The following is a 23,700-nucleotide window of genomic DNA, read 5'->3' as shown; positions in this document are numbered from 1 at the left end:
TTCCGCGCGGGCGCAGTCCTAGCGGATCCTGCCCGCCGCCCGCAGCCGCTCGACGGCGGTGAGCGGGTAGTCGTCGGCGTTGAGTGCCACGAAGACGTGGCCGCGCCACTGCCCGTCGATGTGCAGGTTGCGCCGCAAGAACCCCTCCTCGCGGAACCCGTTGGCGGCGAGCACCTTGCCGGACGCCGGATTGTCCGGCAGGTACGTCGCCGTGATGCGGTGCAGGCCCACGCGCCCGAAGCCGTGGTCGACGCCGAGCGCGCACGCGGCCGTGGCCACGCCGCGCCCCATGTACGGCGAGTGCACCCAGTAGCCGATCCAGCACTCGGAGACGATGCCGTGCTGGATGTTGCCCATCGTCACCTGCCCGGCAAACGCGCCATCCACCTCGATAACCAGCGGCACCACGGTCCCCTGCCCCGCGAGCTGCTTGAGGTTCAGCCACGTGCTGCGCCACGCGGCCCGGCTGTGGGCGGCGTCCCAGTCGCCGTCGACCGTCGGCTCGACGGGCTTGAGCCATTGCTTATCGACGATCCTCGTGCCCGACCAGTCCGCCCCGTCGCGGCTGGTGAGGGGGCGCAGGCGCACGGTCACGCCGTCGAGAAGCGTGATGCTCGGCGTCGCCTCGGGCCAGCCCGGGGTGGGCGGGCGAAACATCCCAAACACGGCGGGTGGCGTCCTAGCTGCGCTGGCTGAGGAACTCGACGTCGACGACGTCGCCGGGGCGCACGTGGGTGGCGTCCTCGGGGAGGTGGATCATGGCGTTGGCCTCGGCAAACCCGGCGAGCAGGTGGGTCGGCCCGGCCTCGAGCGCGGAGAGCGCCTCGACGAGGTACTCGCCACTGTCGGCGTCACGCATGAGACGGGCGCGGATGAAGCCGCGGCGGCCCGGGATCGAATCGAGCTCGCGCATGGAGCGGGCCTGGACGGTGCGGCGCTGCAACGCGGACTTGCCGAGCGAGCGGCGGATCGCGGGACGGATGAACGTCTCCGCGATGACGAGCGCGCTCACCGGGTTCGACGGGAGGAGGAAAACGGGCACCCGCTCCTCCCCCAGCAGGCCGAAGCCCTGCACCGAGCCGGGGTGCATGGCCACGCGGGAGGTGTCGATCTCGCCGAGCTCGCGGAGGATCTCCTGCACGGGCGCAGCGCCGGAGCCGCCAACCGCGCCAGTGACAACGACGAACTCGCTCTTGGCCACGTGCCCGGCGATGGTCTCGCGCAACCGGCGCGGCTCCGCGTTGATGATGCCGGCGCGCTGCACATCCGCCCCCGCCTCCTTCGCGGCGGCGGCCACGACGTAGGAGGCGATGTCGTAGACCTGGCCCAGGCCGGGGTCGCGGTCCAGCTCGACGAGCTCGAGCCCGTAGCTCATCACCGTCACGCGCGGGCGCGGGTAGACGAGCAGCTTGTCGCGCCCGGCCGCCGCGGCGAGACCGATCTGGGCGGGGCCGAGCACCGTGCCCTGACGCACCGCGACGTCGCCGGGCTGGATGTCGTCGCCGGGCTTGCGTACGAAGTCTCCGGAGCGCACGGCGCGCTCGGGCGTGACGCGCTTGCGGCCGCGGTCCGTCCACTCGAGCGGCAGCACCGCATCCGCGAGCGTGGGCAGCGGCGCGCCGGTGGCCACCCGCACCGCCTGGCGCGGCTGGAGGCGCAGCGGCTTCTGGGAACCGGCGGGCACCTCGCCGACGACGGGCAGCGCGCGCTCGCGGGGCGGGTGTGGCGGCTCCCCGCCGTCGTCGGCCTCGCCCGCGTCGGCCTCGCGCCTGCGCAGGCCCACCGAGCCGCCCACGTCCACCGCGCGCACGGCGAAGCCGTCGACGGCCGCCTGGGCGAAGCCGGGCACCTGGCGCGTCGCGGTGACCTCCTCGGCGCACATCATGCCCAGCGCGTCCGTGAGCGCGACGCGGATCGGCTCCGGGGTGGCCGCCGCATCGACCACCATCGCCAGCTGGTCCTCAACGCTGCGCATTCGAGTGCCCTATCTAATCTTGCGCGGAAGCGCCGCCGGCAAGCCCGGGGTGCTCCGCTTCGTAGTCGGCGATGATCTTCTTCACCGCGGTGTACAGGGCCGGGCCGTACTTCGCGTCCCGCAACCCGAAGTCCACGTTCGCCGGGATATACCCGCCCGGGTTCCCCAGATCGTGGCGCTTGCCCTCGTGCACCACCACATGCACCGGATGCCCCTCCGAGATCATCAACTCAATCGCATCCGTGAGCTGCAACTCCCCACCCTTGCCCGGCTCGATGCGGCGCAACGCATCAAAAACCCCCCGATCCAGCAAATACCGGCCCGTGGCCACCAACGTCGACGGCGCATCCTCAACAGCAGGCTTTTCCACCATCCCGCGCACCCGACGCACCTCAAACCCGTCGAAGCCGTCGACCGGCTCCTCCACGTCGAACACCCCGTAGTTGAACACCTCATCGCGCGTGACGTTAAACGCGCACAACACCGAACCCCCGAGCTGCTCGCGCACCGCCACCATCTTCTCCATCACGCCCACCGGCAACACCAGGTCATCCGGCAGCATCACGGCGACAACATCCTCGTCCTCGTCGAGCGCCGCCTCCGCGCACCCCACCGCGTGCCCGAGGCCCAGCGGCTGATCCTGCGTTACCGCCACGGCCTCGATCAGGCCGTTCGCGCGGCCGACCTTCGCCGCCTGCTCGTCCTTGCCGCGGGCGAGCATGATCCGCTGCAGCTCGGCGAACTCGCCGAAGTGCCGCATGATCTCCTCCTTATTCGGCGCGACCACCACGGCCAACCGCTGCGCCCCCAACGCCGCGGCCTCCTCCGCGATCAACTCAATGCCCGGGGTATCCACCACCGGCAGAAGCTCCTTCGGCACCGTCTTCGTCGCCGGCAAAAACCGCGTGCCCATCCCCGCCGCCGGCACCACCACAGTCTTCACGCTCGGGCCGCCAGCGCGGCTCGCCCGGGTGGTCTGGTCAGTAGAATCCTGCATGAACGTTGAGCCTACAGCCCACACATGCCCGAACCCGTATGCGACCCCAGGAGCGCCGTGACAACCGCCCCGCCGCCAGACCCGGCGCCAGACCCAGCAGACGCCGCCGCGGCGAAGCGCGCCATGCGCGCCGCGCACGCCGCCGCCCGCGCAGCGCTGCGCGCGCAGCCGGAGCGCAAGCACGTCCTCGACCGCGCGCTCGTGGCGGCCACACTCGACTGCATGGAGGAGTTCGGCGCGGTCGGTGCAAACATCGCGGCGTACAACCCCCTGCCCTCCGAACCGGGCCCGGCGGACTTCGCGCAGCTGCTCGCCCCGCACGCGCGCACGCTGTTCCTCCCCATCTCGCTGCCCGGCGGAGTGCTCGCGTGGGCGCAGCTCGGCGGGGCGACGGCGGCGGGCGCCCTCGGCGTCACAGAGCCGGGCGGGGCGCGCTACACCTCGGCGGTGCTGCGCTCCTGCGGGCTGGTCATCGCCCCGGCGCTCGCCGTCGATACGCAAGGAATGCGCCTGGGCAAGGGCGCGGGCTACTACGACCGTGCGCTCGCCGGGCTCGGGGTGCCCGTCGCGGCGGTGGTCTTCGACGAGGAGGTCGTCGACGCGGTCCCCCACGACTCGCACGACCAGCCCGTCGACGCGGTGATCACCCCGGCGGGTTTTTTCCGCGTCGGCGGAACCGCGGGCGCCGTCCGCGCGTCTAATGCCCATGGACCTTTCCGCACAGATTGATCGCCTCCGCACTCCCGGCTACCGCCGCTCCGTGCTCCTGCGCAGGCTCGCCGCCGCCGCGCTCGTGCTCGCCGCCGCGCTGCACGTGCTGCTGAGCGCGGCGCGCGCCGACCCACTCACCCTCACCTTCGCCCGCGACGTCGCCCCCGGCACGACGCTCACGGCGGACGACGTCGTGCTCGCCAGGCTGCCCGCGCAGGCGGTGCCACGCGGCGCGCTTTCGGACCCGGCGCTCGCCGAGGGGCAGGTCCTCGCCGCGGCGGCCGCGGAGGGCGAGGTGGTCACGTCGGTGCGCCTCGTCGGTCCCGACCTCGCCGCCGCGCTCACGGCCGGTGCGGCGGAGGGCGAAGAGTTCTCCATGGTGCCGGTGCCGCTCGCGGAGCCCGGGATCATCCCCATGCTGCACCACGGGGCGGTCGTGGACGTTGTCGGCCAGGGCCCGCGCACCGTCGCCTCCGGCGGACGCGTGGTCACCGTCGCGGACGAGGGAACCGCGCTGGTCCTGCTGCGACAGCCGGAAGCGCTCGCCGTCGCGGCCGCAGCGTTGAGCGAGCCGCTCACCCTCGTGTTGAGCAAGCGTTCAACCCCATTTAGTATTCCGTAGCATGCTTCAAGGTTTTAAAGAATTCATCATGCGCGGCAACGTCATCGAGCTTGCCGTCGGTGTTGTTATCGGTGCGGCATTCACTGCCGTGGTCACTGCGTTCTCCGACGCCATCATCAACCCGCTGCTCGCCGCCCTCGGCGGCGTCGATTACTCCGGCCTGGGCTTCTACGTCCGCGAGGGCAACGAGAACACGTTCGTCGATTTCGGCGCCGTGCTCACCGCCATCATCAACTTCCTGCTCATCGCCGCCGTCATCTACTTCGTGCTCGTCATGCCGATGAACAAGCTCGACGAGGCGCAGAAGCGCCGCAAGGGCATCGACCCGGAGAAGCCGGAGCCGACCGACACCGAGCTGCTCGCCGAGATCCGCGACCTGCTCGCCGGCCAGAACCCGAACTCCACCACCACCCGTACGACGCTGAACTAGTCGCCGTAGTGCGGAGGCCGCTCCGCCTCGTAAAAATCGCGGCCCGAAAGCCCCGGCTCTTCGTCGTCGAGCAGCACCTCGCGCTCGTCGTCGAAGGCCGGGCTTTTGCGTATCGACGGCGTGTCCGCCGACCTGTCATACTCCACCTCGGCCTTGCGCACCGCGCGCCGCCTGCTGCGCCGTTCCATGTGGTGCGCCGGTTAGACCGTGTACTGGTTGAGCTCGCCGATGAGGTGGGTGACCAGCGGAGCTATCGTCGATACGCCGTCGCGGATGGCCTGGCGGCTCGACGCCAAGTTGACCACGACCGTCGAGCCAGAGACCCCGCACACGCCGCGCGAGGTGCAGGAGTCAACGGCGCCGCACGCCTGCCCGGAGGCGCGGATGGCCTGGCTCACGCCCGGCACCAGCTTGTCGATGACGGCGCGCGTGGCCTCCGGCGTCTTGTCGCGCGGGCCTACCCCGGTCCCACCGAGCGTGAGCACGAGGTCCACGCCGCCGACGACGCCCGTCTCGATGGCCTTTCTGATCTCCGATTTCTTCGACTTCACGCGCACGACGCCGTCGACCTGGAAGCCCACCTCCTGGAGGAGCTCGACCACCATTTCGTCGGTGTTGTCCCCCGGCGCGTCGTACCGGCGGTCGCCCACGAGCACCACGATGGCGCACGGGTGGGCGGGCGATCCGCACTCCAATTCGGAGGCGCGCAGGCTCGCCTCGTCGGGCTCATTGATGTCGAGCGAGTCGAACAGTTCCGGCATCGGTGTCAGGCTCCCGTCGGGCGAGTATCTGGGCGGCTACGTCCGTTAAGAACTTACTCCGAACTTAAGGTCACCTCTACCGGAATCGGATCCGAGCTATTGCCACGCATCACCTGCAGCGTCACAGTCTGGCCGAAGTCCTGGGAGCGGGTCGCGGCGATGAGGGCGTCCGCCGAGTCGATCGTACGGTCGTCCAGTTTGATGATCGTGTCGCCCTGCTTGAGGCCGGCCTTCTCCGCGGGGCTGCCCGGCTCCACCGCCGCGACGACGGCGCCGCTGGTGAGGGTGTCCTGCGCGCTCACGCGCACGCCGAGCATCGGCTGGGTGGCCTGCCCCTTCTCGATGAGCTGATCCGCGACGCGTTTGGCGAAGTTCGAGGGGATGGCGAAGCCGAGGCCGATCGAGCCGCCCGAGCTCTGCTCCCCGTAGCCGCCGGAGGACAGCGACGCGATGACCGAGTTCATGCCGATGAGGTTGCCGTGCATGTCCACGAGCGGGCCGCCGGAGTTGCCCGGGTTGATCGCGGCGTCGGTTTGGATGCCGTCCATGAGCGAGCTTTCTCCCCCGCCCTGCGCGGCACGCACCGGCCTGTTGAGCGCCGACACGATGCCGCTGGTCACGGTGGCCGAGAGGCCGAGCGGCGAACCGACGGCGACGACGCCCTGGCCGACCTTGAGGTCGTCGGAGTTGCCGAACTTGATCACGGGCAGGTTGTTCACGTCGTCGATCTTGATCACGCCGACGTCCGTATTCACGTCGGAGGCGACGAACTTGGCACTGTGGCGCGAGCCGTCGTTCAACGTGACCTGGATCTCTGCCCCCGGGTTCGCCGCGTCCGCGATGACGTGGTGGTTGGTGAGCACGTAGCCGTCGGAGGAGATGATGGAGCCGGAGCCCTCGTCGCCGCCGCGGCGCGTGGCCACCTCGATGGACACCACCGAGGGCAGCACGTCCGCCGCGACCTGCTCGACGGAGCCGTCCGGGGCCTCGTCGTGGCTGGCGACGGTGGGGTTCTTCAGCGCGTTGTCCGGCTCGGAGGAGGTCTGCGAGTCCGTGTGGCTCGTCGAGCTCGAGCTGTCCTTCGCCGAGCCGGCGAGGTAGCCCGCGCCGCCGCCGGCGACGAGCGCGGTCGCGAGCGCGACGGCAAACGCGGTGGCGGCGCCCCCGCGCTTCTTCGCCGGCGCGGACGCCGCGATTTCGGGCGGCACCGTGTAGACGCCGCCCGTCTGCGGCGCCGAACCGGTGGGGGCGTAGTACTGGCTGGTGTTGTACTCGCCGTTCTGCTGCGGCGTGTAGGCGGGGTAGCTCGACGTTTCTCCCGGATCCGCGGCCCGTTCCCGGCCGTCCTCGGGGTTGTACTTCTGGGTCATGAGGGGACAGTATGCCCGCCCCTCCTGTGCCGGTTCTTCAGGGCGAGGAGGGTGAATCGTAGCGTTTCCTGAACGATTGCTGTTAGCTGTAGCTCTTCTTCGGGATGACGCGCGAGGTGCGCTCGGACGCGAGGTCGCGCGAGTCGTCGTCAGGCAGCCGCCCGGGGAAGACGACGCGGAAGCGAGCGCCGCCGTCGTCCGACTCCTCCACGACGATCGTGGCGCTGTGGCGGTTGAAAACCTGCTTCACAATTGCGAGGCCGAGTCCGGAGCCCGGCATCGAACGCGACTCCGGGGCGCGGTAGAACCGCTCGAAGACCTTCTCGCGCTCCGCCGGGGCGATGCCGGGGCCGGAATCGTCCACGATGAGCACCGCGTTCCGGGTCGCCGCCTTGAGCGAGACGCGCACCGTGCCGCCCTCGGGCGACCACTTCGCGGCGTTGTCGATGAGGTTGATCGGCGCGCGGCCCATCGCGAAACGGTCGCCGTGGATGACCCACGGGTCCGCCTCGAACAGGAAGGTCACGTCGGGGCGGCGGCGGCGCACGCGGTTGACGGCCTCCTCGAGCACCTCGTCGAGCCTAAAGTCTTCCGGCTCCGCCCCCTGCGCCTCGTCGCGGGCGAGGTTGACCAGGTCCCCGATGAGGATGGACATCTCCTCCATCTGCGCCATGACGTCGCGCTCGAGGTCCTTGCGGTCCTGCTCGGAGATCTGGTCCTGCTGCCCGGTGTTGTGCAGCATCATGAGCAGTTCGATGTTCGTACGCATCGAGGTGAGCGGGGTTTTCAGCTCGTGGCCGGCGTCCGCGACAAGCTGCGCCTGCCGTGTCTTGGAATCCTCGAGGGTGCTGATCATGGTGTTTACCGACGTGGTGATGTCGGCGAACTCGTCGTCGCCCTCGACCGGCAGCTGCTCGAGCTGGTCAGACTCGTTGGCCGAATCGATCGCGCGGTGCAGGCGCCGCACCGGGGCGAGCCCGACCGCGGAGATGAGCGCGCCGGCGCCCCACGCCAGCAGCCCGCCGGTGCCGATGAGCACGAGCGCCGCCGCGGCCCAGCTGCCGGAGAAGACCCCGAACGGATCCTTCGGGCTCGACATCGCCACCGTCAGCCCCGACTGGCTGCGCCGCACCACGACGCGGTCGGAGCCGATCGTCTGCTGCGACAGCTCGTCGCCGGTGGAGGATGCGACGGTGAACGGGCCGGTCACCGGCACCGGGTCGCCGTAATAGACGTCCTCGTCGGCCGGCGACACAGCGACCTCGAACCACGGGTTGTAGCGCTTGAACGACGCGAGCTCGCTGCGGATCTCGTCCGGGTTCGCGTCGCGCAGCTGCAGTGAGACGCCGAGCGTCTTCGTGCGCAGGTCGTTGTCCATCACGTTCATCCGCGTCGTCAGCGCGAGACGGTACGCGAACAACGCGGTGACGAGGATGACGACGGCGACGATGATCCCCGCCAGCGCGGCGAGCCGGAGGCGGAGCGAATGCCCGGCCCCGGACAGGTGCGGCTGCGCCTCCCCGCCGGAACGGCGCAGGATCACGGGGCGGTCTCCCGCAGGACGTAGCCGACGCCGCGCACGGTGTGGATCAGGCGGGACTCACCGCCCGCCTCAGTCTTGCGGCGCAGGTAGCCGATGTAGACCTCGAGGGCGTTGCCGGACGTCGGGAAGTCGTAGCCCCACACTTCCTCGAGGATGGTCTGGCGCGCCAGCACGTGGCGCGGGTTCTGCATGAGCAGGTGCAGCAGCGCGAACTCGGTGCGGGTGAGCGAGATCGGCCGCCCGGCGCGGGTGACGTCGCGGGTGGAGGTGTCCATGACGAGGTCCTCGAACTGCAGCGTCGTCGACGGCTCCTCGGCGACCTTGCGCGACTCCGACCGGCTGCGGCGCAGCAGCGACCCGACGCGCGCGAGCAGCTCCTCGAGCGCGAACGGCTTCGGCAGGTAATCGTCCGCGCCCGCGTCCAGGCCCGCGACGCGGTCGGACACCCCGTCACGCGCGGTGAGCATGAGGATCGGCCCGTCGTACCCGGACGAGCGCAGCGTGCGGCACACGCCGAGGCCGTCGAGCTTCGGCATCATGAGGTCGAGGATGGTCAGGTCGGGCTGTTCCGCGCGGATCTGCTCGAGCGCGTCCTCCCCGTCCTCCGCGAGCACAACGTCGTATCCGTTGAACCGGAGGGAGCGGCGCAGCGACTCGCGGACAGCCTGCTCATCATCGGCGACGAGAATTTTCATAGGGATATTATGACTTATTTTTCTTTAAGTGTGAAATGACAGCAAGAAACCGGGTCCTGTGAGGGCACCCGGTTAGTGGCGAGGTTGGTGACGCGGACTCGCACCCGCGCGTGCGGCTAGAACTGCTCGACGTCGATCAGGCCAGCCTGCGCGGCCTTGACCAGGCGGCGCGGGATGCGGACCTCGCGGCCGTCGACCTTCACGGTCTGCAGATCCGCGTTGTCGGCCTTCCACTGCGAACGGCGGGAGTGCGTGTTCGCGCGGGACATCCTGAACTTCGGGGTTGCCATGGTGTTTCTCCTTTGTGACCTTTAGTTTGCGCTCTTCTTCTTGCGGCGGGCCATGCCACCGAAACGCTGGTTGAACTTCTCGACGCGGCCAGCGGTGTCCATGAGACGCTGAGCGCCGGTCCAGAACGGGTGGGACTCGGAGGTCACGTCGACCACGACGAGCGGGTACTCGTTACCGTCTTCCCACTGTTCCGTGCGCGCGGAGGTCAGGGTGGAGCGCGTCAGGAACTTGTCGCCCGTGTTCGCGTCCTGGAAAATCACCGGGTGGTAATCCGGGTGAATGTCATTCCTCATAGTATCTTCGTCTCCCTCAGGATTGAACTACGGGTCGGTTCCGCGGCGAACCTGCGGATCGTGCCCGAGTTGGGTGCGAAATGGATGTTTCGCCCGGCGGGCGCCGGACAACTCGCAATAGCATACAGTTCACCTGCACACTCGCCTAATCGCGATTTCGCTTCTCGACGCCACCCCTCCCGGACCTCATGCCCAACCAGACCGCCCCTTATAAAGCCCCGGCCGCAGCCGCCGCCGCGCTCGTCGCCCTCGCGTGCGCCGACGCCTCCGCGGCCGGCGAGCTCGTGCTGCGCCTGCTCCCGGTGCTCGGCTTCGCCGCGGCGATGTCCGTGCTGGTGAACTTCGCGTCGCGCGCCGGGGTCTTCGCGTGGGCCGTCGACAGGCTGGGGCGCGCCACGGGGCGCCGCAGCGCCGTCATGGTCGGCTTCTTCTGCCTGTGCGTCGCCTCCACCGTATTCCTCTCCTTGGATACGACCGCGATCATGTTCACCCCGCTCGCGGTGGTGCTCGCGCGGCGCTTCGGGTTCCACCCGGCCGCGCTCGGGCTTGCCGTCGTGTGGACGGCGAACCTCGCCTCCCTGCCGCTGCCGGTCTCAAACCTGACGAACCTGCTCGCAGTCGGCGGTGGCGTGTTCGCCTCCCCCGGCGAGTACATCCGCCTTGCCGCCCGGCCGGCTGCGGCGGGCATCGCCGTGGCCGCCGCGGCCTCCCTCGCGGCGAGTCGGCGCTTCCCCGGCCGTCCCGGGCATGCGGCGCCGGAGGCGGGCGCGGGTAATCCCCCAGCGCGCCCGACCGCGGCGCTCGCCGTCCTCGGGTGCACCGTCGCGGCGCTGCTCACGCCGGTGCCCTACTGGGCCACCGCCCTCGTCGCCGCCGGGGCGATGGCCGCCGCGGTCGGGGCGGAACACCGCCGCGGGCCAGCGCGGGACATCGCTACCCTCGTGCCGTGGGGCGCGCTCGCGCTGACGACGGCGCTTTCGGCGGCGGCGTCGCTGGTGGGCGTGCTGGGCGGTAACGACGTCGTCACGCAGGCGCTCGATGGTGCGCACCCCGCGGCGCTCGCTGCGGCCGGGGCGCTCGGCGCCAACGTGATCACCAACATCCCGGCGTACCTCGCGCTCGAGCCCGCCGCGGCGGACGCGCCGCACGCGCTCGCGTTGCTCGCGGGGGTGAACCTTGGGCCCGTCGTCACGCCGTGGGCGTCGCTGGCCACGCTGCTGTGGGCGGACCAGCTCAAGCGGGCGGACGTGCGGGTGCCGTGGCGCGTGTTCGTGGGGTGGGGGCTCGCGATCGCTCCGGCCGCGGTGGGCGCGGCGGTCCTCGCGCTGCCGTAGCACCGCAGAGCGGCGGGGAGCAATTAGGAATCCGGCCCGCCAGGCTGTATGGTTGTCACTCGCTGTTGTCGAAGTACACGTATACGCCTGCGTCAACCGATTGCACGAGCACCGACCGCGGACCCTCACTCCGCCCCTCACCTGGTGCTTTCCTCATTTTGTGATCGATGCGTGGGCGGCAAGAAGAGTAAGGAAGCTAACCCATGTCGGCACATTGCCAGGTCACGGGACGTCAGCCGTCGTTCGGCAAGACCGTCTCGCACTCGCACCGCCGCCACTCTCGCCGTTGGAACCCCAACGTGCAGAAGCGGAAGTTCTACCTGCCCTCCGAGGGCCGTACCATCACCCTGAACGTCTCCACCAAGGGCCTGAAGATCATCGACCGCGACGGCATCGAGTCCGTCGTGGCCCAGATCCGAGCACGAGGTGAGAAGATCTAATGGCACGCAATGACATCCGCCCGATCATCAAGCTGAAGTCGACCGCGGGCACCGGCTTCACCTACGTCACCCGCAAGAACAAGCGCAACAACCCGGATCGCATCTCGCTGAAGAAGTACGACCCGATTGCGCGCAAGCACGTCGAATTCCGCGAGGAGCGATAATCCATGGCGAAGAAGTCCAAGATCGCTAAGAACGAACAGCGCAAGGAGACCGTCGCTCGCTACGCAGAACGCCGTAACGAGCTCAAGGCGATCATCAAGAACCCGGAGACGTCCGACGAGGACCGTCTCGATGCTCAGTTCGAGCTCAACCGTCAGCCGCGTGACGCCTCCCCGGTGCGCGTGCGCAACCGCGACTCGCGTGACGGCCGCCCGCGCGGCTACCTCCGCAAGTTCGGTGTTTCCCGTGTCCGTATGCGCGAGATGGCCCACCGCGGTGAGCTGCCTGGCGTCCGTAAGTCTTCGTGGTAAGGAGGACTGAGAATGAAGCGCAACAACACGCGTAAGCCGCGTATGGAGCAGTCCCGTCGCCCGAAGAAGAACCCGCTGAAGGCGAAGGGCATCGAGAAGGTCGATTACAAGGATGTGGAGACCCTGCGTCTGTTCATCTCCGACCGTCACAAGATCCGCTCCCGCCGCGTGACGGGCCTGACTCCGCAGCAGCAGCGCCAGGTTGCTACCGCGGTGAAGAACGCCCGCGAGATGGCTCTTCTGCCGTTCACCACCCGCTAATCAGCCGGTTGACGATGACAGCGTAGAGTCTTCGGCTCGAAAGCACCCGCACTCCCCTCCCGCAGGGTTGAGCGCGGGTGCTTTTCATCTATAGTTAGCGCCGGTTCATGGAGAGGAGTGCACATGGCTAAACCAGTCGGCCGCCCGCGCAAGCAGAGCCCGCGGCGCCGCGGGGCCACCGCCCGAGACGAGATCCTCGACGCCGCCTCGGAGCTGTTCACAAGGAAGGGCTTCGCTACCACGTCGACGCACGACATCGCGGACGCCGTCGGCATGCGCCAGGCGTCGCTGTACTACCACTTCCCCTCCAAGCGCGACATCTTCATCACCCTCCTCATGGGCACCATCCAGCCCGCGCTCGACCTCGCCTCCGACCTCGCGGAGACCGACGAGACCGCCGCGGTGAAGCTCTGGGCGCTCGTCGCCGCGGAAACGCGCATCCTCCTGTCCTCGAATTGGAACGTCGGGCGCCTCTACCAGCTGCCCGTGCTCTTCTCCGAGGAGTTCGCGGAGTACCACGAGGCCCGGCAGCGCCTCGAGGACATCTTTAAGGGCCTCGCCGCGCAGATCGTCGGCGAGGACGACCCGCGCATCGAGCTGCCCTTCCACATGACGCTCGCCGCCATCGAGATGCGCGACAACACCGGCACCGCGCCCTATCCGCTTGTCGACGACGCCCTGCCGGAGCCCTCCGTCACCATCGCGGACGCCGTGCTCGACGTCCTCCACACCGACCTGCCAGAGCGGCGCACCGAGCGCATGCTCGAGCTCGTCGCGCTCGTGTCCGACGAGCGTGGCACCGAAGGCACGGACAGCGCCGACGGGAAGGCCGGCCGCTAGGGCTGGCAGCTCGCAACGGGCAGCGCCACCGCGTTCGCGGCGAGCTGCTGCGCCGCGGCGTTGAGCATCGCCTGCCCGGTGGCGTACGAGCCGTCCGCGGGCAGCGCCGTGAGCGCCACGGGCGCGAACGTGCCGTCGCCGCGCGGCATGAGCCCGAGCTGGCGCACCTGGTACATACCGGCGGCGTCCGGGCCCCACCCGCCCTTGAACAGCGCGCCCACCGAGCCGAGGCCGTACGCCTGGGAGGCGTCCACCTGCCCCATGAGCGATAGCACGTCGGCCGCGCCCGCGAGGCAGGCGAGGTGGTCCGCGAGCGCCGCCTCGTCGGCAACCCCGAGCGCGGTCTGCCCGAACGTGCTGAATTCGGGGCGCACCTTGACCGTGTTCACCGCAGCGTCGAGCCCTGCCTCCGCAAGCACCGTATCGACGGGCTCCGGCCCGACCGTGGCAAACATCAGCTCCGCCGCATTGTTGTCCGAGAGCGTGATCGCCGCGCGCACCGAGTCGGCGAGCTCCGGGTGCGTGCGCATCGTGGCAACCGCGATGGGCACCTTGATGGTGGACCAGGCCGGGCTCGCGTCGGTGAAGCCGGCCGCGATCGGGCCCGCCTCCGCGAGGGTGGCGGCACCGAGTTGGCCGCCGAATGAGGCGACTGTGTCGGCCACCGTGGCGTCGAGAAGCGACTGCGCATCCGTGGCGTCGACGGGCGAGGGCGGCGCGGGTGGTGCGGCGGGCGGCGGCGCGGGGGCCTGGGCCGGCGGGATGTACGACGTGCTGGTGACGGTGACCGGGGTGGGCGCCTCGTCCGTCCCGCATCCCGCGAGGGCGAGCGTCGCGCAGGCGAGCACGCCGGCGGCGCGAGCGCGGCTGCCTACCAAATCTTGACCTGCGCGTTGTTGCCGCCGGAGCAGAGCACCGTCGCGGCGCCGCTGCAGGACATGCGGTAGGTCTGGCCCGTGGCGGGGCTGTAAGCGGAAACGGTGATGTTGGCGTTGCCGGTGCGGTTGTACTCGTCGATGAACGCGGAGTACACGTTGGCGGCGAACCCGGAGCTGGTGACACTCGTGTTCGGCGCGTAGTTGCTGTAGGTGCGACGGCTCGGCTTCGCGGGCTCGGCTGGGGCCGGCGCCTGGGTGGCGCTGGATCTCTCCATGGTCTGGGTCTCCACCACGGTGGACGTCACGGGCTCGCTCGACCGGTTGAAGGCGCCGGTGCCGCCGAGGTACGCGAGCGCGCCGACGATGCCCGCGACGAGCAGCACGAGGAGCGCGATGAGCCAGCCGTTCATCCCGCGCCGTTCCGGCTGGGGCTGCTGCGGGTAGCCGCCCGCGTAGGGCTGGGCGTACTGCTGCTGGTATTGCGGCTGCTGGTACTGAGGCTGCTGGTACTGGGGCTGTCCGTACTGCTGCGGGTACTGCTGCTGCGGCACCGCCCCGAATTGCTCGGTACGCCCGATCTCGGGGTCGGTATTGTACCGCTCGTCTGGGTAGAACCCGTTGGAATTCTGGTTGGACATGTCCGCGCCTTCCCGCGGCACCGCGGCGGCGCCAGCGTCTACCTCGTTGCTGCCTCGCAGCTGGTCGCAATAAATTCTAAAACACCGGCATACGCCGCGCAGCACCGCGGTCAGCAGCGCGATGGCGACAGATCCGCGCGCATCCCCGCGAGACCGTTCGCCAGCTCGCTGAGCATGGCGTAGCTGCCCTCGTGGCCGTTCGGGCTGTACGCGGTGATGGCCACCGCGACGTCCCCGTTCGGCCCGGGGATGAGGCCGAACTGCCTGGCCAGGTGGCCGTTCTGGTAGTAGTTCCACCCGCCCTTGAACCGGGCCCCCGGGACGCGGCCCAGGCCCCACCGCTGGTAGTCCACGATGCGGCCCATCATCTCCAGCACCGGCTCGTGGCCCCGCACGCAGCGCAGCCCGGCGGCGAAGGCGGCCTGGTCGCTCGTCGTCCACATCGTGCTCATCTGGTACGCCGCCGAGTTGGTGGTGCGCGATCCCGCCTCCGCGATCACGGACCCGTACGCCTGCGACGGCACCTGGGCGAACATCCGGTACGCGGCGGCGTTGTCCGAGCGAGTCACCGCTGCCTCGGCGTCCGGGTAGAACGCCTGGCTCTGGCGCAGCGCCGCAATGGCAAGGGGGACCTTCATCGTCGAAAACGCCGGCTCGGGCCGGTTGTCGCCGGCGGTCACGCCGCCCACGGAGACGGCCGCGCGTCCCCCGTGGCGCGCCACCACGTCCGCCACAAGGCGGTCGAGGGCGGCTTGCGTATCGACGCGACGTTCCGCCTCCTGCCGCTCCGGCGACGTCAACGGCAGCGGCAGGTGGATCGCCCGCTGCACCTGCGGCGGGAGCTGGTTGTACGCTTGCACAATCGGCTGGCCGACGACCGGGATCTGTTCGATGGCCGTGTAGGTGGGAAGCGCCAGGCCTGCGGACAGCGCCAGCGCGGCAGCTTTGGAAGACACGGGAATTTTCTGGGGTGTAGCTAGTGGGCGAAGTGGCGGGTGCCGGTGAGGTACATGGTCACGCCTGCCTCCTTGGCCGCGGCGATGACCTCCTCGTCGCGGATGGAGCCGCCCGGCTGAACCACGGCCTTCACGCCGGAGTCCGCGAGCAGCTGGAACCCGTCAGCGAACGGGAAGAACGCGTCGGACGCGGCAACGGCGCCGTTCGTGCGGTTGCGCCCCTCGTCGAGAGTGTTCGCGCGGTCCACGGCGAGCTTGGCGGAGTCGACGCGGTTGACCTGGCCCATGCCGATGCCTACCGACGCCCCTTCGGACGCGATGAGGATCGCATTCGACTTCACGCAGCGGATGGCCCGCCACGCGAACGCGAGGTCCGCCAGCGTCGCCTCGTCCGCCGGCTCGCCCGCGGCGAGGGTCCAGTTCGCCGGGTTGTCGCCCTCCGCCTGGAAGCGGTCGCGCTCCTGGACGAGCCAGCCGCCGGCGATCTGCTTGCGCTCCTCCTCCTGCTCGCGCGGCTGCACCTCGAGGATGCGCAGGTTCTTCTTCGTCTGCAGCAGCTCGAGCGCGTCCGGCGCGTAGGACGGCGCGATGACCACCTCGGTGAAGATCGGCTTGATCTGCTCCGCGAGCTCGAGTGTGACCTCGCGGTTGCAGGCGATGACCCCGCCGTAAGCCGAGACCGGGTCGCAGGCGTGCGCCTTCGCATGCGCCTCCGCGATCGAGGTGGCCGACACGGCGACGCCGCACGGGTTCGCGTGCTTGATGATGGCCACGCACGCCTCGTCGTGGTCCCACGCGGCGCGCCAGGCGGCGTCCGCGTCCTGGTAGTTGTTGTAGCTCATCTCCTTGCCGCCGTGCTGCTTCGCGCCGGCCAGGCCCCAGCCCTCGCTCTCCAGGCGGGCCGCCTGGTGGGGGTTCTCGCCGTAGCGCAGCGGGGTGGACGCGGCATCGCCGGAGGCGTCGCCAAGCTGGGATGCGAACCAGGAGGACACGGCGGCGTCGTAGCGCGCGGTGTGCGTGAACGCCTCGAGGGCGAGCTGCTTGCGCTCGTCGAGGCTGAAGCCCTCACCGCGCACGGCCTCGATGACGTCGGCGTAGCGCTGCGGGGAGGTGACCACGGCGACGGACGGGTGGTTCTTCGCCGCGGCGCGGACCATCGACGGGCCACCGATGTCGATCTGCTCGACGCACTCGTCGTAGCTGGCGCCGGAGGCGACGGTCTCCTCGAACGGGTACAGGTTGACCACCACGAGCTGGAACGGCTCGATGCCCAGCTCCTCGAGCTGCCGGGCGTGGTCGTCCTTGCGCAGGTCGGCGAGGATGCCGGAGTGCACGCGCGGGTGCAGCGTCTTCACACGCCCGTCGAGGACCTCGGGGAAACCGGTGAGCTCGGCGACCTCGGTGACGGGCACGCCCGCCTCCGCGATGCGCTTGGCGGTGGAGCCCGTGGAGACGATCTCCACCCCCGCCTCGCCAAGGGCTCGGGCCAGCTCCTCCAGCCCGGTCTTGTCGTAGACGCTGATCAGCGCACGCTTAATCTCGGTCGACATAGAAAACAGCCTTTCCGTCTTGAATGGTCGCGTTACTGAGGACGTCCACGATCTGCTCGCGCTCGGCCTTCTTGATCCGCTCGTGCAGTGTGAGCCTGGTATCGCCCGCTTCGATGACCACGGGGCGCTGGGCGATGATCTCGCCGGTATCCACGCCCGCATCGATGTAGTGCACGGTGCAGCCGGTGACCTTCACGCCGTAGTCGAGCGCGTCCTGGACGGCGTGGGCACCGGGGAACGCGGGCAGCAGCGAGGGGTGGGCGTTGATGGTGCGCCCCTCGAACCGCTCGAGGAACGCGGGGCCGAGCACGCGCATGAAGCCCGCGGAGACCACGAGGTCCGGCTCGACCGCCGCGACGGTGGCCGTGAGCTTGGCGTTCCACTCGTTGCGGTTCGTCTCCATCGGCACGATGGCGGTGCGGATCCCCGCATTCTTCGCCCGCTGCACCCCCGGACAAATTTGATCCGCCACCACGAGGTCGACGCGGTAGCGGTCCTTTTGGTTATCGAGTATCGCTTTCAGCAGCGTGCCAGTGCCCGACACGAGCACGGCCACCGAATTCGCAGAGTCACTCACCCGCATCAGTGTAGTCACCGCGCCCGCGCGTCGCGCGTTGCCTCAGCAGCGCCACGCCGCGGGCCAGCGCGCCGATCGCGGCGACCCAGATGAACAGCAGCATTGCGAGGACAAACGGGTCGGTGCCGACGAGCCCGTAGGCGCCTGCCGTGCCGGACGCGAACACGCCGAGCAGTGCACCGACGAGCGCGGCCCAGGTTGCGGCGGCGACGGTGTCGCGCAACGGCAGCGGCGCTGTGAGCAGGGCGTGGAGGATCACCGCGGCCGGGACGACGAGGAGGACGGGCGCCCACCCGGGCAGCTCGGCCGGGATCGCGGCGAACAGCGGCAGCGGCGGGTAGGCGACGTTCGTGAGCGCGAAGAGGTTTGCACTGCCGCCGCCGCACGTGAACGCCCCGCCGAGCAGCACCGCGAGCTGCGCAACGACCGCGTTGGGCAGGTAGAGCAGGCTCACGCCCGCGAGCCCCGCCTTGCCGCCGGCGCCGAGCTGCGGGAACTGATCCGCCAGCTCGCCCACGCGGTGGTAGCCGGCCGCGAGCGCGACGAGGTAGACGACGGCCGCCGCCACGGCGAGCCGCACGACGAGCTTCCCGGCCGCCTGGGCGGCGCCGACGACGCCCTTCGGCACGTCGGCACGGGCCGCGAGCGCGCTCCACACCACCGGCTTGATGCCGAGGACGAAGCCGACGAAGTGAACCACGAGCGGGCTCGCCAGCGCGACCGCCACGTTCGGCGTCTCCACGGGGAAGACCGCGGAGGCGTCGTAGACCATGAACAGGGCGATCAGGCTCAGCACGAGCGGCAGCGCGAGGATGAGCGTGAGCAGGGCCAGCAGGTCGAGGATGCTCACCCGCTTCGCGGTCGCCTTGCGCACTTGCGTGGCGACGATCCCCGTCACGGCAAGCGGCGGCAACAGGGGCATGTTGGTGAGCGTGACGCCGTCGATACGCAACGGCACCCCGTGGAGGACGAACCACGTCTCCCCCACCGCGGAAGGCAGGTAGGCCAGCCGCCACCCGCAGATGAGGATGACGGCGAGGCACACGGCGACGGCGCCGAGCGCGAGCGCGAGGTTGGGCACGAGCGCGAACTGGAGGTAGTGGCGGAACCGCTCGCGCGTGGTCTGCGGGACGCGGTCGGTCTGCTCCCGGCGCCGGACGCCGGTGATCCGGCGGTTGGCGTTGCCGCCACGCTGGCGCCGCGGGGATGCCTCGGGCCGCCCGGGGCGCATGCCGGAACGTGTCTGTGGGTTCGTGCTCATCGGTACTCACTCTGCCATTGCGCGGCGGGTGCGCGGCGAAGTGACACCCGCTACACCTGCGACGTGCGCCACGTTCATGCCGGCTCGGAACGGCGTGGCGTGGGGTTTTGAGGTCGGGCGCGATGTAACGTTCGCGAGTTTGGACGCGATTTAGAGTTTTTTCAGATTCTGTGTTGCCTGTATGAAACCAATTCGTTACAGTAACCTCTCGTAGATAACAGGAAGGTCACGGTTCTGCGCTGAGCCGCGGGTGCGACCAACGGACGATCTCGAAGAGGGCTCATGTTCAACTCCACAAAGCAGGGCGGGAAGCACCGCAAGCAGTCCCCGAACAAGGGGCGCGTCGCAGCCGTGGCTGTGGCCACCGGTGCCGTGTCCACCGCAGGGTTCTCCGGCCTCGCCGCTGGCGCGCTCACCTCGCACGACGCTGAAGGCGATGCCGTGAACATCAAGCTCGCCTCCGACGCCGCCGAGCTGCAGTCGCAGCCGGCTGCGGGTGAGGCCGCGGAGCAGTCCCCGCAGATCCTCGCGATCGCCGAGTACAAGCCGGTGGACAACCTGTCCGACCAGCTCACCAAGGCCGTGCAGCACTCCGACGAGGTCGCCCGCCTCGACGAGGCCGCCCGCGCCCCGCTGTCCATCAAGCCCGCCGATGGCGCCTACACCTCCGGCTTCGGCATGCGCTGGGGCGCGATGCACTCTGGCGTGGACATCGCGAACGTGCCCGGCACCCCGATCCGCGCGGTGGAAGAGGGCACCGTCATCGACTCCGGCCCGGCGCAGGGCTACGGCCAGTGGATCCGCATCCGCCACAACGACGGCGCGATCTCCGTGTACGGCCACATGCAGTCCCTCTACGTCTCCGTCGGCGAGCACGTCCAGGCCGGCCAGACCATCGCCGGCATGGGCAGCATGGGCTTCTCCACCGGCACCCACCTCCACTTCGAGATCTGGCCGGACGGTGCCACCGCGGTCGACCCGGCGCCGTGGCTCGCCGCGCGAGGCATCAGCCTGTAGCCGCAATTCCCGCGCTTCCCTCGACGGGGCCCGCCGCTTTCCATAGCGGACGGGCCCCGTTTTCGCGCGCCCGACACGCGCCGGACCCGGCGCCGGGGGTACGTTCCCCACCCCCGCACCCTAACCACATTGGTAACTTTTTTCACACCAGTAACACGCGCGGTGAGCTGGACGTTCGGTCAAGACAGGCCGGGAATTAGAACAAACGTGCACGTCAAAGCGTTGCCTGGGCGCTGGGCGGGCGATACATTCTACGGCTGTGCTCGCGGCCAGGCTGCGTCTTCGCCGCCCCTGCGCCGCCCCTTGCTGCCGAGAAGAAAAGGTATCCCGCCCCATGAACCGAGGACTCCGTCCGCGTCTCGCGTCCGCCTCGCTGGCCGCCGTGCTCACGCTCGCATTGGCGCACTCACCCGCCTCCGCGCTCTCTTTCGCCGTCGGCGGTGCCCCCGCCGACGGCGGGCAGGCGCTCGGCGCCGTGGCGAAAGCCGCCGGCGCGATCAAGAACAGCGGCGCCACCATCTCCGCCGGCGACTACACGATCGTCTACGACCCCCGCGCGCTGGACACCCCGCTCGCCGGCGCCTTCGCCCCGGCCGAAGCCAGCGACTGGGTCGCCCCGCAGCGCGGCCGCACCGCGGACGGCCGCACCGTCGTGCTGCCCGCCTCGGGCCACTACACCTCCGGGTTCGGCCCGCGCTGGGGCCGGGTGCACCAGGGCATCGACATCGCCAACGACCTTGGCACGCCGATCTACGCGGTCATGGACGGCACCGTCACGGCCGCCGGCCCCGCCCAGGGCTTCGGCAACTGGGTCGTGATCAAGCACGACAACGGCGAAGAGTCCGTGTACGGCCACATGCGCTACTACGACGTCGCCGTGGGCCAGCGCGTGACGGCGGGCCAGAAGATCGCCTCCATCGGCAGCGAGGGCCAGTCCACCGGCCCGCACCTCCACTTCGAGATCAAGCCGGACGGCGCCACGCAGGTCGACCCGGTGCCCTGGTTTGCCAAGCAGGGCATCAAGATCTAGAGCTTCTCCATCGGCACCCCGCCGATGAGCATGAGACGCACGGTGCCGGACGACCCGAAATCAACCGTCACCGTCTCGCGCACGCCGCTGCCCTCCACGGTGAGCACGGTGCCGAGGCCGTACTTCGCGTGGTTGACCCGGTCCCCCGGCGCGAGGTCGAGGTGCTTGTTCACCTTCACCCCGCCAGCGCCGTGTGACCGCCGCGGGCGCGCCGAGGTGCGCGGCCGCGCGGGGGCGCCCCAGGCGTCCGAACTGAAGGAGCGCTCCGGTTCCACCCTGCGCCAGTCGACGAGGTCCTCCGGGACCTCTGCGAGGAAGCGGCTGGCGGGGTTGGTCACCGGAGAGCCCCACGAGGCGCGCAGGATCGCGCGCGTGAGGTAGAGCCGCTCCTTTGCGCGGGTGATGCCCACGTAGGCGAGGCGGCGTTCTTCCGCGAGCTCCGCCGGGTCGCCCAGCGCCCGCAGGTGCGGGAACTGCCCGTCCTCCCACCCGGTGACGAAGACGACGGGGAACTCGAGGCCCTTCGCCGTGTGCAGCGTCATGAGCGTGACCACGCCCTGCTCGTTGTCCGGCAGCTGGTCCGCGTCGGCCACGAGCGAGACCTTTTCCAAGAACGCCTGGAGCGAGCCCGGCGCGGGCTCCCCCTCCTGCATGACGTCCTCGAGCTCCTCGTCCGTCATGTACGCGACGTGGTTCGCGGCCTCCGAGGAGAACTCGCGGGCCACGGAGACGAGCTCGTTGAGGTTGTCCAGGCGGGCGCCGTCCTGCGGGTCGTTCGACGCCTCCAGCTCCTCCTTGTAGCCGGTGTCCTCCAGGATCCGGGTGATCAGCTGCCCGAGGTCGGGCATCCCAGTGACCTCGTTGCGCATCGACGGCATGTCGTCCCGGATCTGCCGCATCATCTCAACGAAGCGGGTGATCGAGTTGGCGGCCGCTTTCGCGACCATGTCGACGCTGCCGGAGGTGACGTCGATAAGCGAGCGCCCAAAGCTCTGGTTGTTCTGCTCGGCGTGGAGGGCCACCATGGCCTGGGCCTTGTCGCCGATGCCGCGCTTGGGCACGTTGATGATGCGGCGCATGCTCACCGTGTCGTCCGGGTTGTCCAGCACCTTGAGGTAGGCGACGATGTCGCGGATCTCGCGGCGCTCGTAGAAGCGGGTGCCGCCGACGACCTTGTACGGGATGCCCGAGCGGATGAAGATGTCCTCGAGCGCGCGGGAGGCGTTGTTCGTGCGGTACATCACCGCGATGTCGGAGTACGGCACGCCCCTGTCCGCCAGCGCGTCGATCTCGGCGGCGACGAAGCGGGCCTCGTCGTGCTCGTTGTCGGCGACGTAGCCGACGATCTTCTCCCCCGTGCCCTGGTCGGTCCACAGCTTCTTCGGGCGGCGGCCCTGGTTCTGCGCGATGACGGCGTTCGCGGCGCTGAGGATGTTCTGCGTGGAGCGGTAGTTCTGCTCCAGCATGATCGTCGTGGCGTTCGGGTAGTCGCGCTCGAACTCCTCGATGTTGCGGATGGTCGCGCCGCGGAAGGCGTAGATCGACTGGTCCGAATCGCCCACCACGGCGAGCTCCGGCGCGTCCGCGCCGTCCCCGACGAGGGTGTGGATGAGCTCGTACTGCGCGTGGTTGGTGTCCTGGTACTCGTCCACGAGTACGTGGCGGAAGCGGCGGCGGTAGTACTCCGTGACCTGCGGGTGCTGTTTGAAGATGCGCACGACCTCGCCGATGAGGTCGTCGAAGTCGAGCGCGTTGGACTGGCGCAGCCGGCGCTGGTACTCCGCGTACACCTTGGCCACCGTGGTCTCGAACGGGTTGTGCGTCTTTTCCGCCTCCGCGAGCGCCTCCTCGGGGCCGACGAGCTCGTTCTTGTGGTTGGAAATGCCGTTGGCCAGCGTGCGCGGCGAGAACTTCTTCAGGTCCAGGCCGAAGTCTTTGCCGATCATGCCGAGTAACCGGCGCGAATCGTCCGAGTCGTAGATGGTGAAGTTGGTGTTCAGCCCCGGGACGAGCTGGGCCTGCTGGCGCAGGATGCGCACGCAGACGGAGTGGAACGTGGCCACCCACATCCGCTCCGCGTCGGGCCCCACGAGCTGGGCGACGCGCTCCTTCATCTCCGCAGCCGCCTTGTTGGTGAAGGTGATGGCCAGGATCTGCCAGGGCGCGACGCCGCGGTTCTGCAGCAAATACGCGATGCGCCTGGTGAGCACCGCGGTCTTGCCGGACCCCGCGCCCGCGACGATGAGCAGCGGGCTGCCCTCGTGGACGACGGCGGCCTGCTGCTGCGGGTTGAGTCCCAGAGTCAGATCAGTCATGGCCGTTACTGTACTAACGCCGCCGACACGACCCGCAGACGTGTTCGAAATGGCATAATCGGCTCCCATGAGTGAACTTGAAATCCGCATGCCGTCCGGCACCGACGATCCCCTCTCGGACGCGGAGATTCAGGAGTACCGCAAGGAGATCGACCGGCTCGACCGCGTCATCCTTGACGCGGTGAAGCGCCGCTCCGAGATTTCCCGGGCCATCGGCAAGACCCGGATGGGTTCCGGCGGGACTCGGCTGGTGCACACGCGCGAGGTGGCCATCATCAACCAGTTCCGCGACGAGCTCGGCGAGGAGGGCCCGGGACTCGCGCAGATCCTGCTGCGGCTCGGGCGCGGGAAGCTGGGGTAGGCCTGCCCCGCCACCGCTGCCGCGTTTTGGCTACCGTTGATCCCGGACACCACACCGGCGCCTACGCCGGACACTGCGACC

29 protein-coding genes are annotated in these 23,700 nt (G+C 69.6%); 12 read left to right on the top strand and 17 right to left on the bottom strand.

Going from position 1 to position 23,700, the window contains the following annotated elements:
* Positions 1-18 precede the first annotated feature (18 nt).
* The 3 genes from CJEDD_RS03750 to CJEDD_RS03740 are packed head-to-tail and all read right to left on the bottom strand — an operon-like array spanning position 19 to position 2,972.
* The gene (locus CJEDD_RS03750; protein ID WP_042407933.1) at positions 19-657 is read right to left on the bottom strand and encodes a GNAT family N-acetyltransferase; all 639 of its coding nucleotides are present in this window, start codon (positions 655-657) and stop codon (positions 19-21) included.
* A 22-nt stretch (positions 658-679) separates the two neighbouring features.
* Positions 680-1,975, bottom strand: a complete 1,296-nt coding sequence (gene glp, locus CJEDD_RS03745; RefSeq protein ID WP_042407936.1) for a molybdotransferase-like divisome protein Glp — start codon at positions 1,973-1,975, stop codon at positions 680-682.
* Positions 1,976-1,988: 13 nt separating this feature from the next.
* Entirely contained in the window at positions 1,989-2,972 is a 984-nt protein-coding gene (locus tag CJEDD_RS03740; RefSeq protein ID WP_273657630.1) for a UTP--glucose-1-phosphate uridylyltransferase, read from the bottom strand.
* 57 nt (positions 2,973-3,029) lie between these two features.
* Here CJEDD_RS03740 and CJEDD_RS03735 point away from each other — a divergent pair, with 57 nt between their 5' ends.
* Genes CJEDD_RS03735 through mscL form a run of 3 tightly spaced genes read left to right on the top strand, consistent with a single transcriptional unit; the run spans position 3,030 to position 4,735 of the window.
* Positions 3,030-3,701, top strand: a complete 672-nt coding sequence (locus CJEDD_RS03735) for a 5-formyltetrahydrofolate cyclo-ligase (RefSeq protein ID WP_074432583.1) — start codon at positions 3,030-3,032, stop codon at positions 3,699-3,701.
* Positions 3,679-4,305: an SAF domain-containing protein gene (locus tag CJEDD_RS03730; RefSeq protein WP_042410128.1), complete on the top strand. Its 627-nt coding sequence runs from the start codon at positions 3,679-3,681 to the stop codon at positions 4,303-4,305. Before CJEDD_RS03735 ends, CJEDD_RS03730 begins: the two co-directional genes overlap by 23 nt.
* 1 nt (position 4,306) lies before the next feature.
* On the top strand, positions 4,307-4,735 hold the full coding sequence (mscL, locus tag CJEDD_RS03725; protein ID WP_042410125.1) for a large conductance mechanosensitive channel protein MscL: 429 nt from the start codon (positions 4,307-4,309) through the stop codon (positions 4,733-4,735).
* On the opposite strand, the gene CJEDD_RS03720 is transcribed toward mscL, so the two are convergent.
* The 7 genes from CJEDD_RS03720 to CJEDD_RS03690 all read right to left on the bottom strand — a co-directional run bounded on the left by CJEDD_RS03720 (position 4,732) and on the right by CJEDD_RS03690 (position 9,688).
* Complete coding sequence (locus CJEDD_RS03720; protein ID WP_042410120.1) at positions 4,732-4,923, bottom strand: hypothetical protein; 192 nt, start codon at positions 4,921-4,923, stop codon at positions 4,732-4,734. The two genes, mscL and CJEDD_RS03720, sit on opposite strands and share 4 nt — an antisense overlap.
* 12 nt (positions 4,924-4,935) lie before the next feature.
* Complete coding sequence (locus tag CJEDD_RS03715) at positions 4,936-5,496, bottom strand: MogA/MoaB family molybdenum cofactor biosynthesis protein (protein ID WP_042410118.1); 561 nt, start codon at positions 5,494-5,496, stop codon at positions 4,936-4,938.
* A 53-nt stretch (positions 5,497-5,549) separates the two neighbouring features.
* Positions 5,550-6,866, bottom strand: coding sequence for a S1C family serine protease (locus CJEDD_RS03710; protein WP_273657629.1), 1,317 nt, complete (start codon positions 6,864-6,866; stop codon positions 5,550-5,552).
* 82 nt (positions 6,867-6,948) lie between these two features.
* Complete coding sequence (locus CJEDD_RS03705) at positions 6,949-8,409, bottom strand: HAMP domain-containing sensor histidine kinase (protein ID WP_042409490.1); 1,461 nt, start codon at positions 8,407-8,409, stop codon at positions 6,949-6,951.
* Positions 8,406-9,104 (bottom strand): response regulator transcription factor, encoded by a 699-nt coding sequence (locus CJEDD_RS03700; protein WP_042409493.1) that lies wholly within the window; start codon positions 9,102-9,104, stop codon positions 8,406-8,408. The genes CJEDD_RS03705 and CJEDD_RS03700 overlap by 4 nt, the downstream gene beginning before the upstream one ends.
* Before the next feature lie 116 nt (positions 9,105-9,220).
* A complete protein-coding gene (gene rpmF, locus CJEDD_RS03695; protein WP_042409496.1) occupies positions 9,221-9,394 on the bottom strand; it encodes a 50S ribosomal protein L32 in 174 nt (57 codons plus the stop codon).
* A 21-nt stretch (positions 9,395-9,415) separates the two neighbouring features.
* Positions 9,416-9,688 (bottom strand): type B 50S ribosomal protein L31, encoded by a 273-nt coding sequence (locus tag CJEDD_RS03690; protein ID WP_042409499.1) that lies wholly within the window; start codon positions 9,686-9,688, stop codon positions 9,416-9,418.
* Between the two features lie 188 nt (positions 9,689-9,876).
* Between CJEDD_RS03690 and CJEDD_RS03685 the strand changes: the two genes are divergently transcribed.
* From CJEDD_RS03685 to CJEDD_RS03660, 6 genes are all read left to right on the top strand, one after another.
* Positions 9,877-11,022 carry an SLC13 family permease gene (locus CJEDD_RS03685; RefSeq protein ID WP_042409502.1) on the top strand — a complete coding sequence of 382 codons (1,146 nt, stop codon included), beginning with the start codon at positions 9,877-9,879 and terminating at the stop codon, positions 11,020-11,022.
* A gap of 203 nt (positions 11,023-11,225) precedes the next feature.
* Entirely contained in the window at positions 11,226-11,462 is a 237-nt protein-coding gene (gene rpmB / locus CJEDD_RS03680) for a 50S ribosomal protein L28 (RefSeq protein ID WP_042409504.1), read from the top strand.
* On the top strand, positions 11,462-11,626 hold the full coding sequence (gene rpmG, locus CJEDD_RS03675) for a 50S ribosomal protein L33 (protein ID WP_042409507.1): 165 nt from the start codon (positions 11,462-11,464) through the stop codon (positions 11,624-11,626). The genes rpmB and rpmG overlap by 1 nt, the downstream gene beginning before the upstream one ends.
* Positions 11,627-11,629: 3 nt before the next feature.
* Positions 11,630-11,935 (top strand): 30S ribosomal protein S14, encoded by a 306-nt coding sequence (rpsN, locus tag CJEDD_RS03670; RefSeq protein WP_042409509.1) that lies wholly within the window; start codon positions 11,630-11,632, stop codon positions 11,933-11,935.
* Between the two features lie 12 nt (positions 11,936-11,947).
* Positions 11,948-12,196, top strand: a complete 249-nt coding sequence (gene rpsR / locus CJEDD_RS03665) for a 30S ribosomal protein S18 (protein WP_042409513.1) — start codon at positions 11,948-11,950, stop codon at positions 12,194-12,196.
* Between the two features lie 123 nt (positions 12,197-12,319).
* The gene (locus CJEDD_RS03660; protein WP_042409515.1) at positions 12,320-13,036 is read left to right on the top strand and encodes a TetR/AcrR family transcriptional regulator; all 717 of its coding nucleotides are present in this window, start codon (positions 12,320-12,322) and stop codon (positions 13,034-13,036) included.
* Here the strand turns inward: CJEDD_RS03660 and CJEDD_RS03655 are convergent.
* The 6 genes from CJEDD_RS03655 to CJEDD_RS03630 form a co-directional block, all read right to left on the bottom strand.
* Complete coding sequence (locus tag CJEDD_RS03655; RefSeq protein ID WP_273657628.1) at positions 13,033-13,914, bottom strand: serine hydrolase family protein; 882 nt, start codon at positions 13,912-13,914, stop codon at positions 13,033-13,035. The two genes, CJEDD_RS03660 and CJEDD_RS03655, sit on opposite strands and share 4 nt — an antisense overlap.
* Entirely contained in the window at positions 13,908-14,552 is a 645-nt protein-coding gene (locus CJEDD_RS03650; RefSeq protein WP_157034543.1) for a hypothetical protein, read from the bottom strand. The genes CJEDD_RS03655 and CJEDD_RS03650 overlap by 7 nt, the downstream gene beginning before the upstream one ends.
* A 110-nt stretch (positions 14,553-14,662) precedes the next feature.
* Positions 14,663-15,508, bottom strand: a complete 846-nt coding sequence (locus CJEDD_RS03645) for a serine hydrolase (protein ID WP_052333882.1) — start codon at positions 15,506-15,508, stop codon at positions 14,663-14,665.
* A gap of 20 nt (positions 15,509-15,528) precedes the next feature.
* Complete coding sequence (purH, locus tag CJEDD_RS03640; protein WP_042410109.1) at positions 15,529-17,058, bottom strand: bifunctional phosphoribosylaminoimidazolecarboxamide formyltransferase/IMP cyclohydrolase; 1,530 nt, start codon at positions 17,056-17,058, stop codon at positions 15,529-15,531.
* Positions 17,042-17,641: a phosphoribosylglycinamide formyltransferase gene (gene purN, locus CJEDD_RS03635; RefSeq protein WP_042410103.1), complete on the bottom strand. Its 600-nt coding sequence runs from the start codon at positions 17,639-17,641 to the stop codon at positions 17,042-17,044. The genes purH and purN overlap by 17 nt, the downstream gene beginning before the upstream one ends.
* Positions 17,628-18,896, bottom strand: coding sequence for a cell division protein PerM (locus CJEDD_RS03630; protein ID WP_273657627.1), 1,269 nt, complete (start codon positions 18,894-18,896; stop codon positions 17,628-17,630). Before CJEDD_RS03630 ends, purN begins: the two co-directional genes overlap by 14 nt.
* Positions 18,897-19,178: 282 nt before the next feature.
* Here CJEDD_RS03630 and CJEDD_RS03625 point away from each other — a divergent pair, with 282 nt between their 5' ends.
* Positions 19,179-19,913, top strand: a complete 735-nt coding sequence (locus CJEDD_RS03625) for a M23 family metallopeptidase (RefSeq protein ID WP_042408373.1) — start codon at positions 19,179-19,181, stop codon at positions 19,911-19,913.
* A 334-nt stretch (positions 19,914-20,247) separates the two neighbouring features.
* Positions 20,248-20,943: a M23 family metallopeptidase gene (locus tag CJEDD_RS03620; protein WP_042408378.1), complete on the top strand. Its 696-nt coding sequence runs from the start codon at positions 20,248-20,250 to the stop codon at positions 20,941-20,943.
* Here the strand turns inward: CJEDD_RS03620 and pcrA are convergent.
* The gene (gene pcrA, locus CJEDD_RS03615) at positions 20,940-23,258 is read right to left on the bottom strand and encodes a DNA helicase PcrA (protein ID WP_042408380.1); all 2,319 of its coding nucleotides are present in this window, start codon (positions 23,256-23,258) and stop codon (positions 20,940-20,942) included. The genes CJEDD_RS03620 and pcrA overlap by 4 nt on opposite strands.
* 67 nt (positions 23,259-23,325) lie before the next feature.
* Here pcrA and CJEDD_RS03610 point away from each other — a divergent pair, with 67 nt between their 5' ends.
* Positions 23,326-23,619, top strand: a complete 294-nt coding sequence (locus CJEDD_RS03610) for a chorismate mutase (protein ID WP_042408382.1) — start codon at positions 23,326-23,328, stop codon at positions 23,617-23,619.
* The last annotated feature ends 81 nt before the right edge of the window (positions 23,620-23,700 follow it).

Origin of the sequence: Corynebacterium jeddahense (assembly GCF_028609865.1) — a bacterium.
Taxonomy (GTDB): domain Bacteria; phylum Actinomycetota; class Actinomycetes; order Mycobacteriales; family Mycobacteriaceae; genus Corynebacterium; species Corynebacterium jeddahense.
The sequence above is the reverse complement of the archived record's forward strand: the minus strand, read 5'-3'. Positions and strand labels throughout refer to the sequence as shown.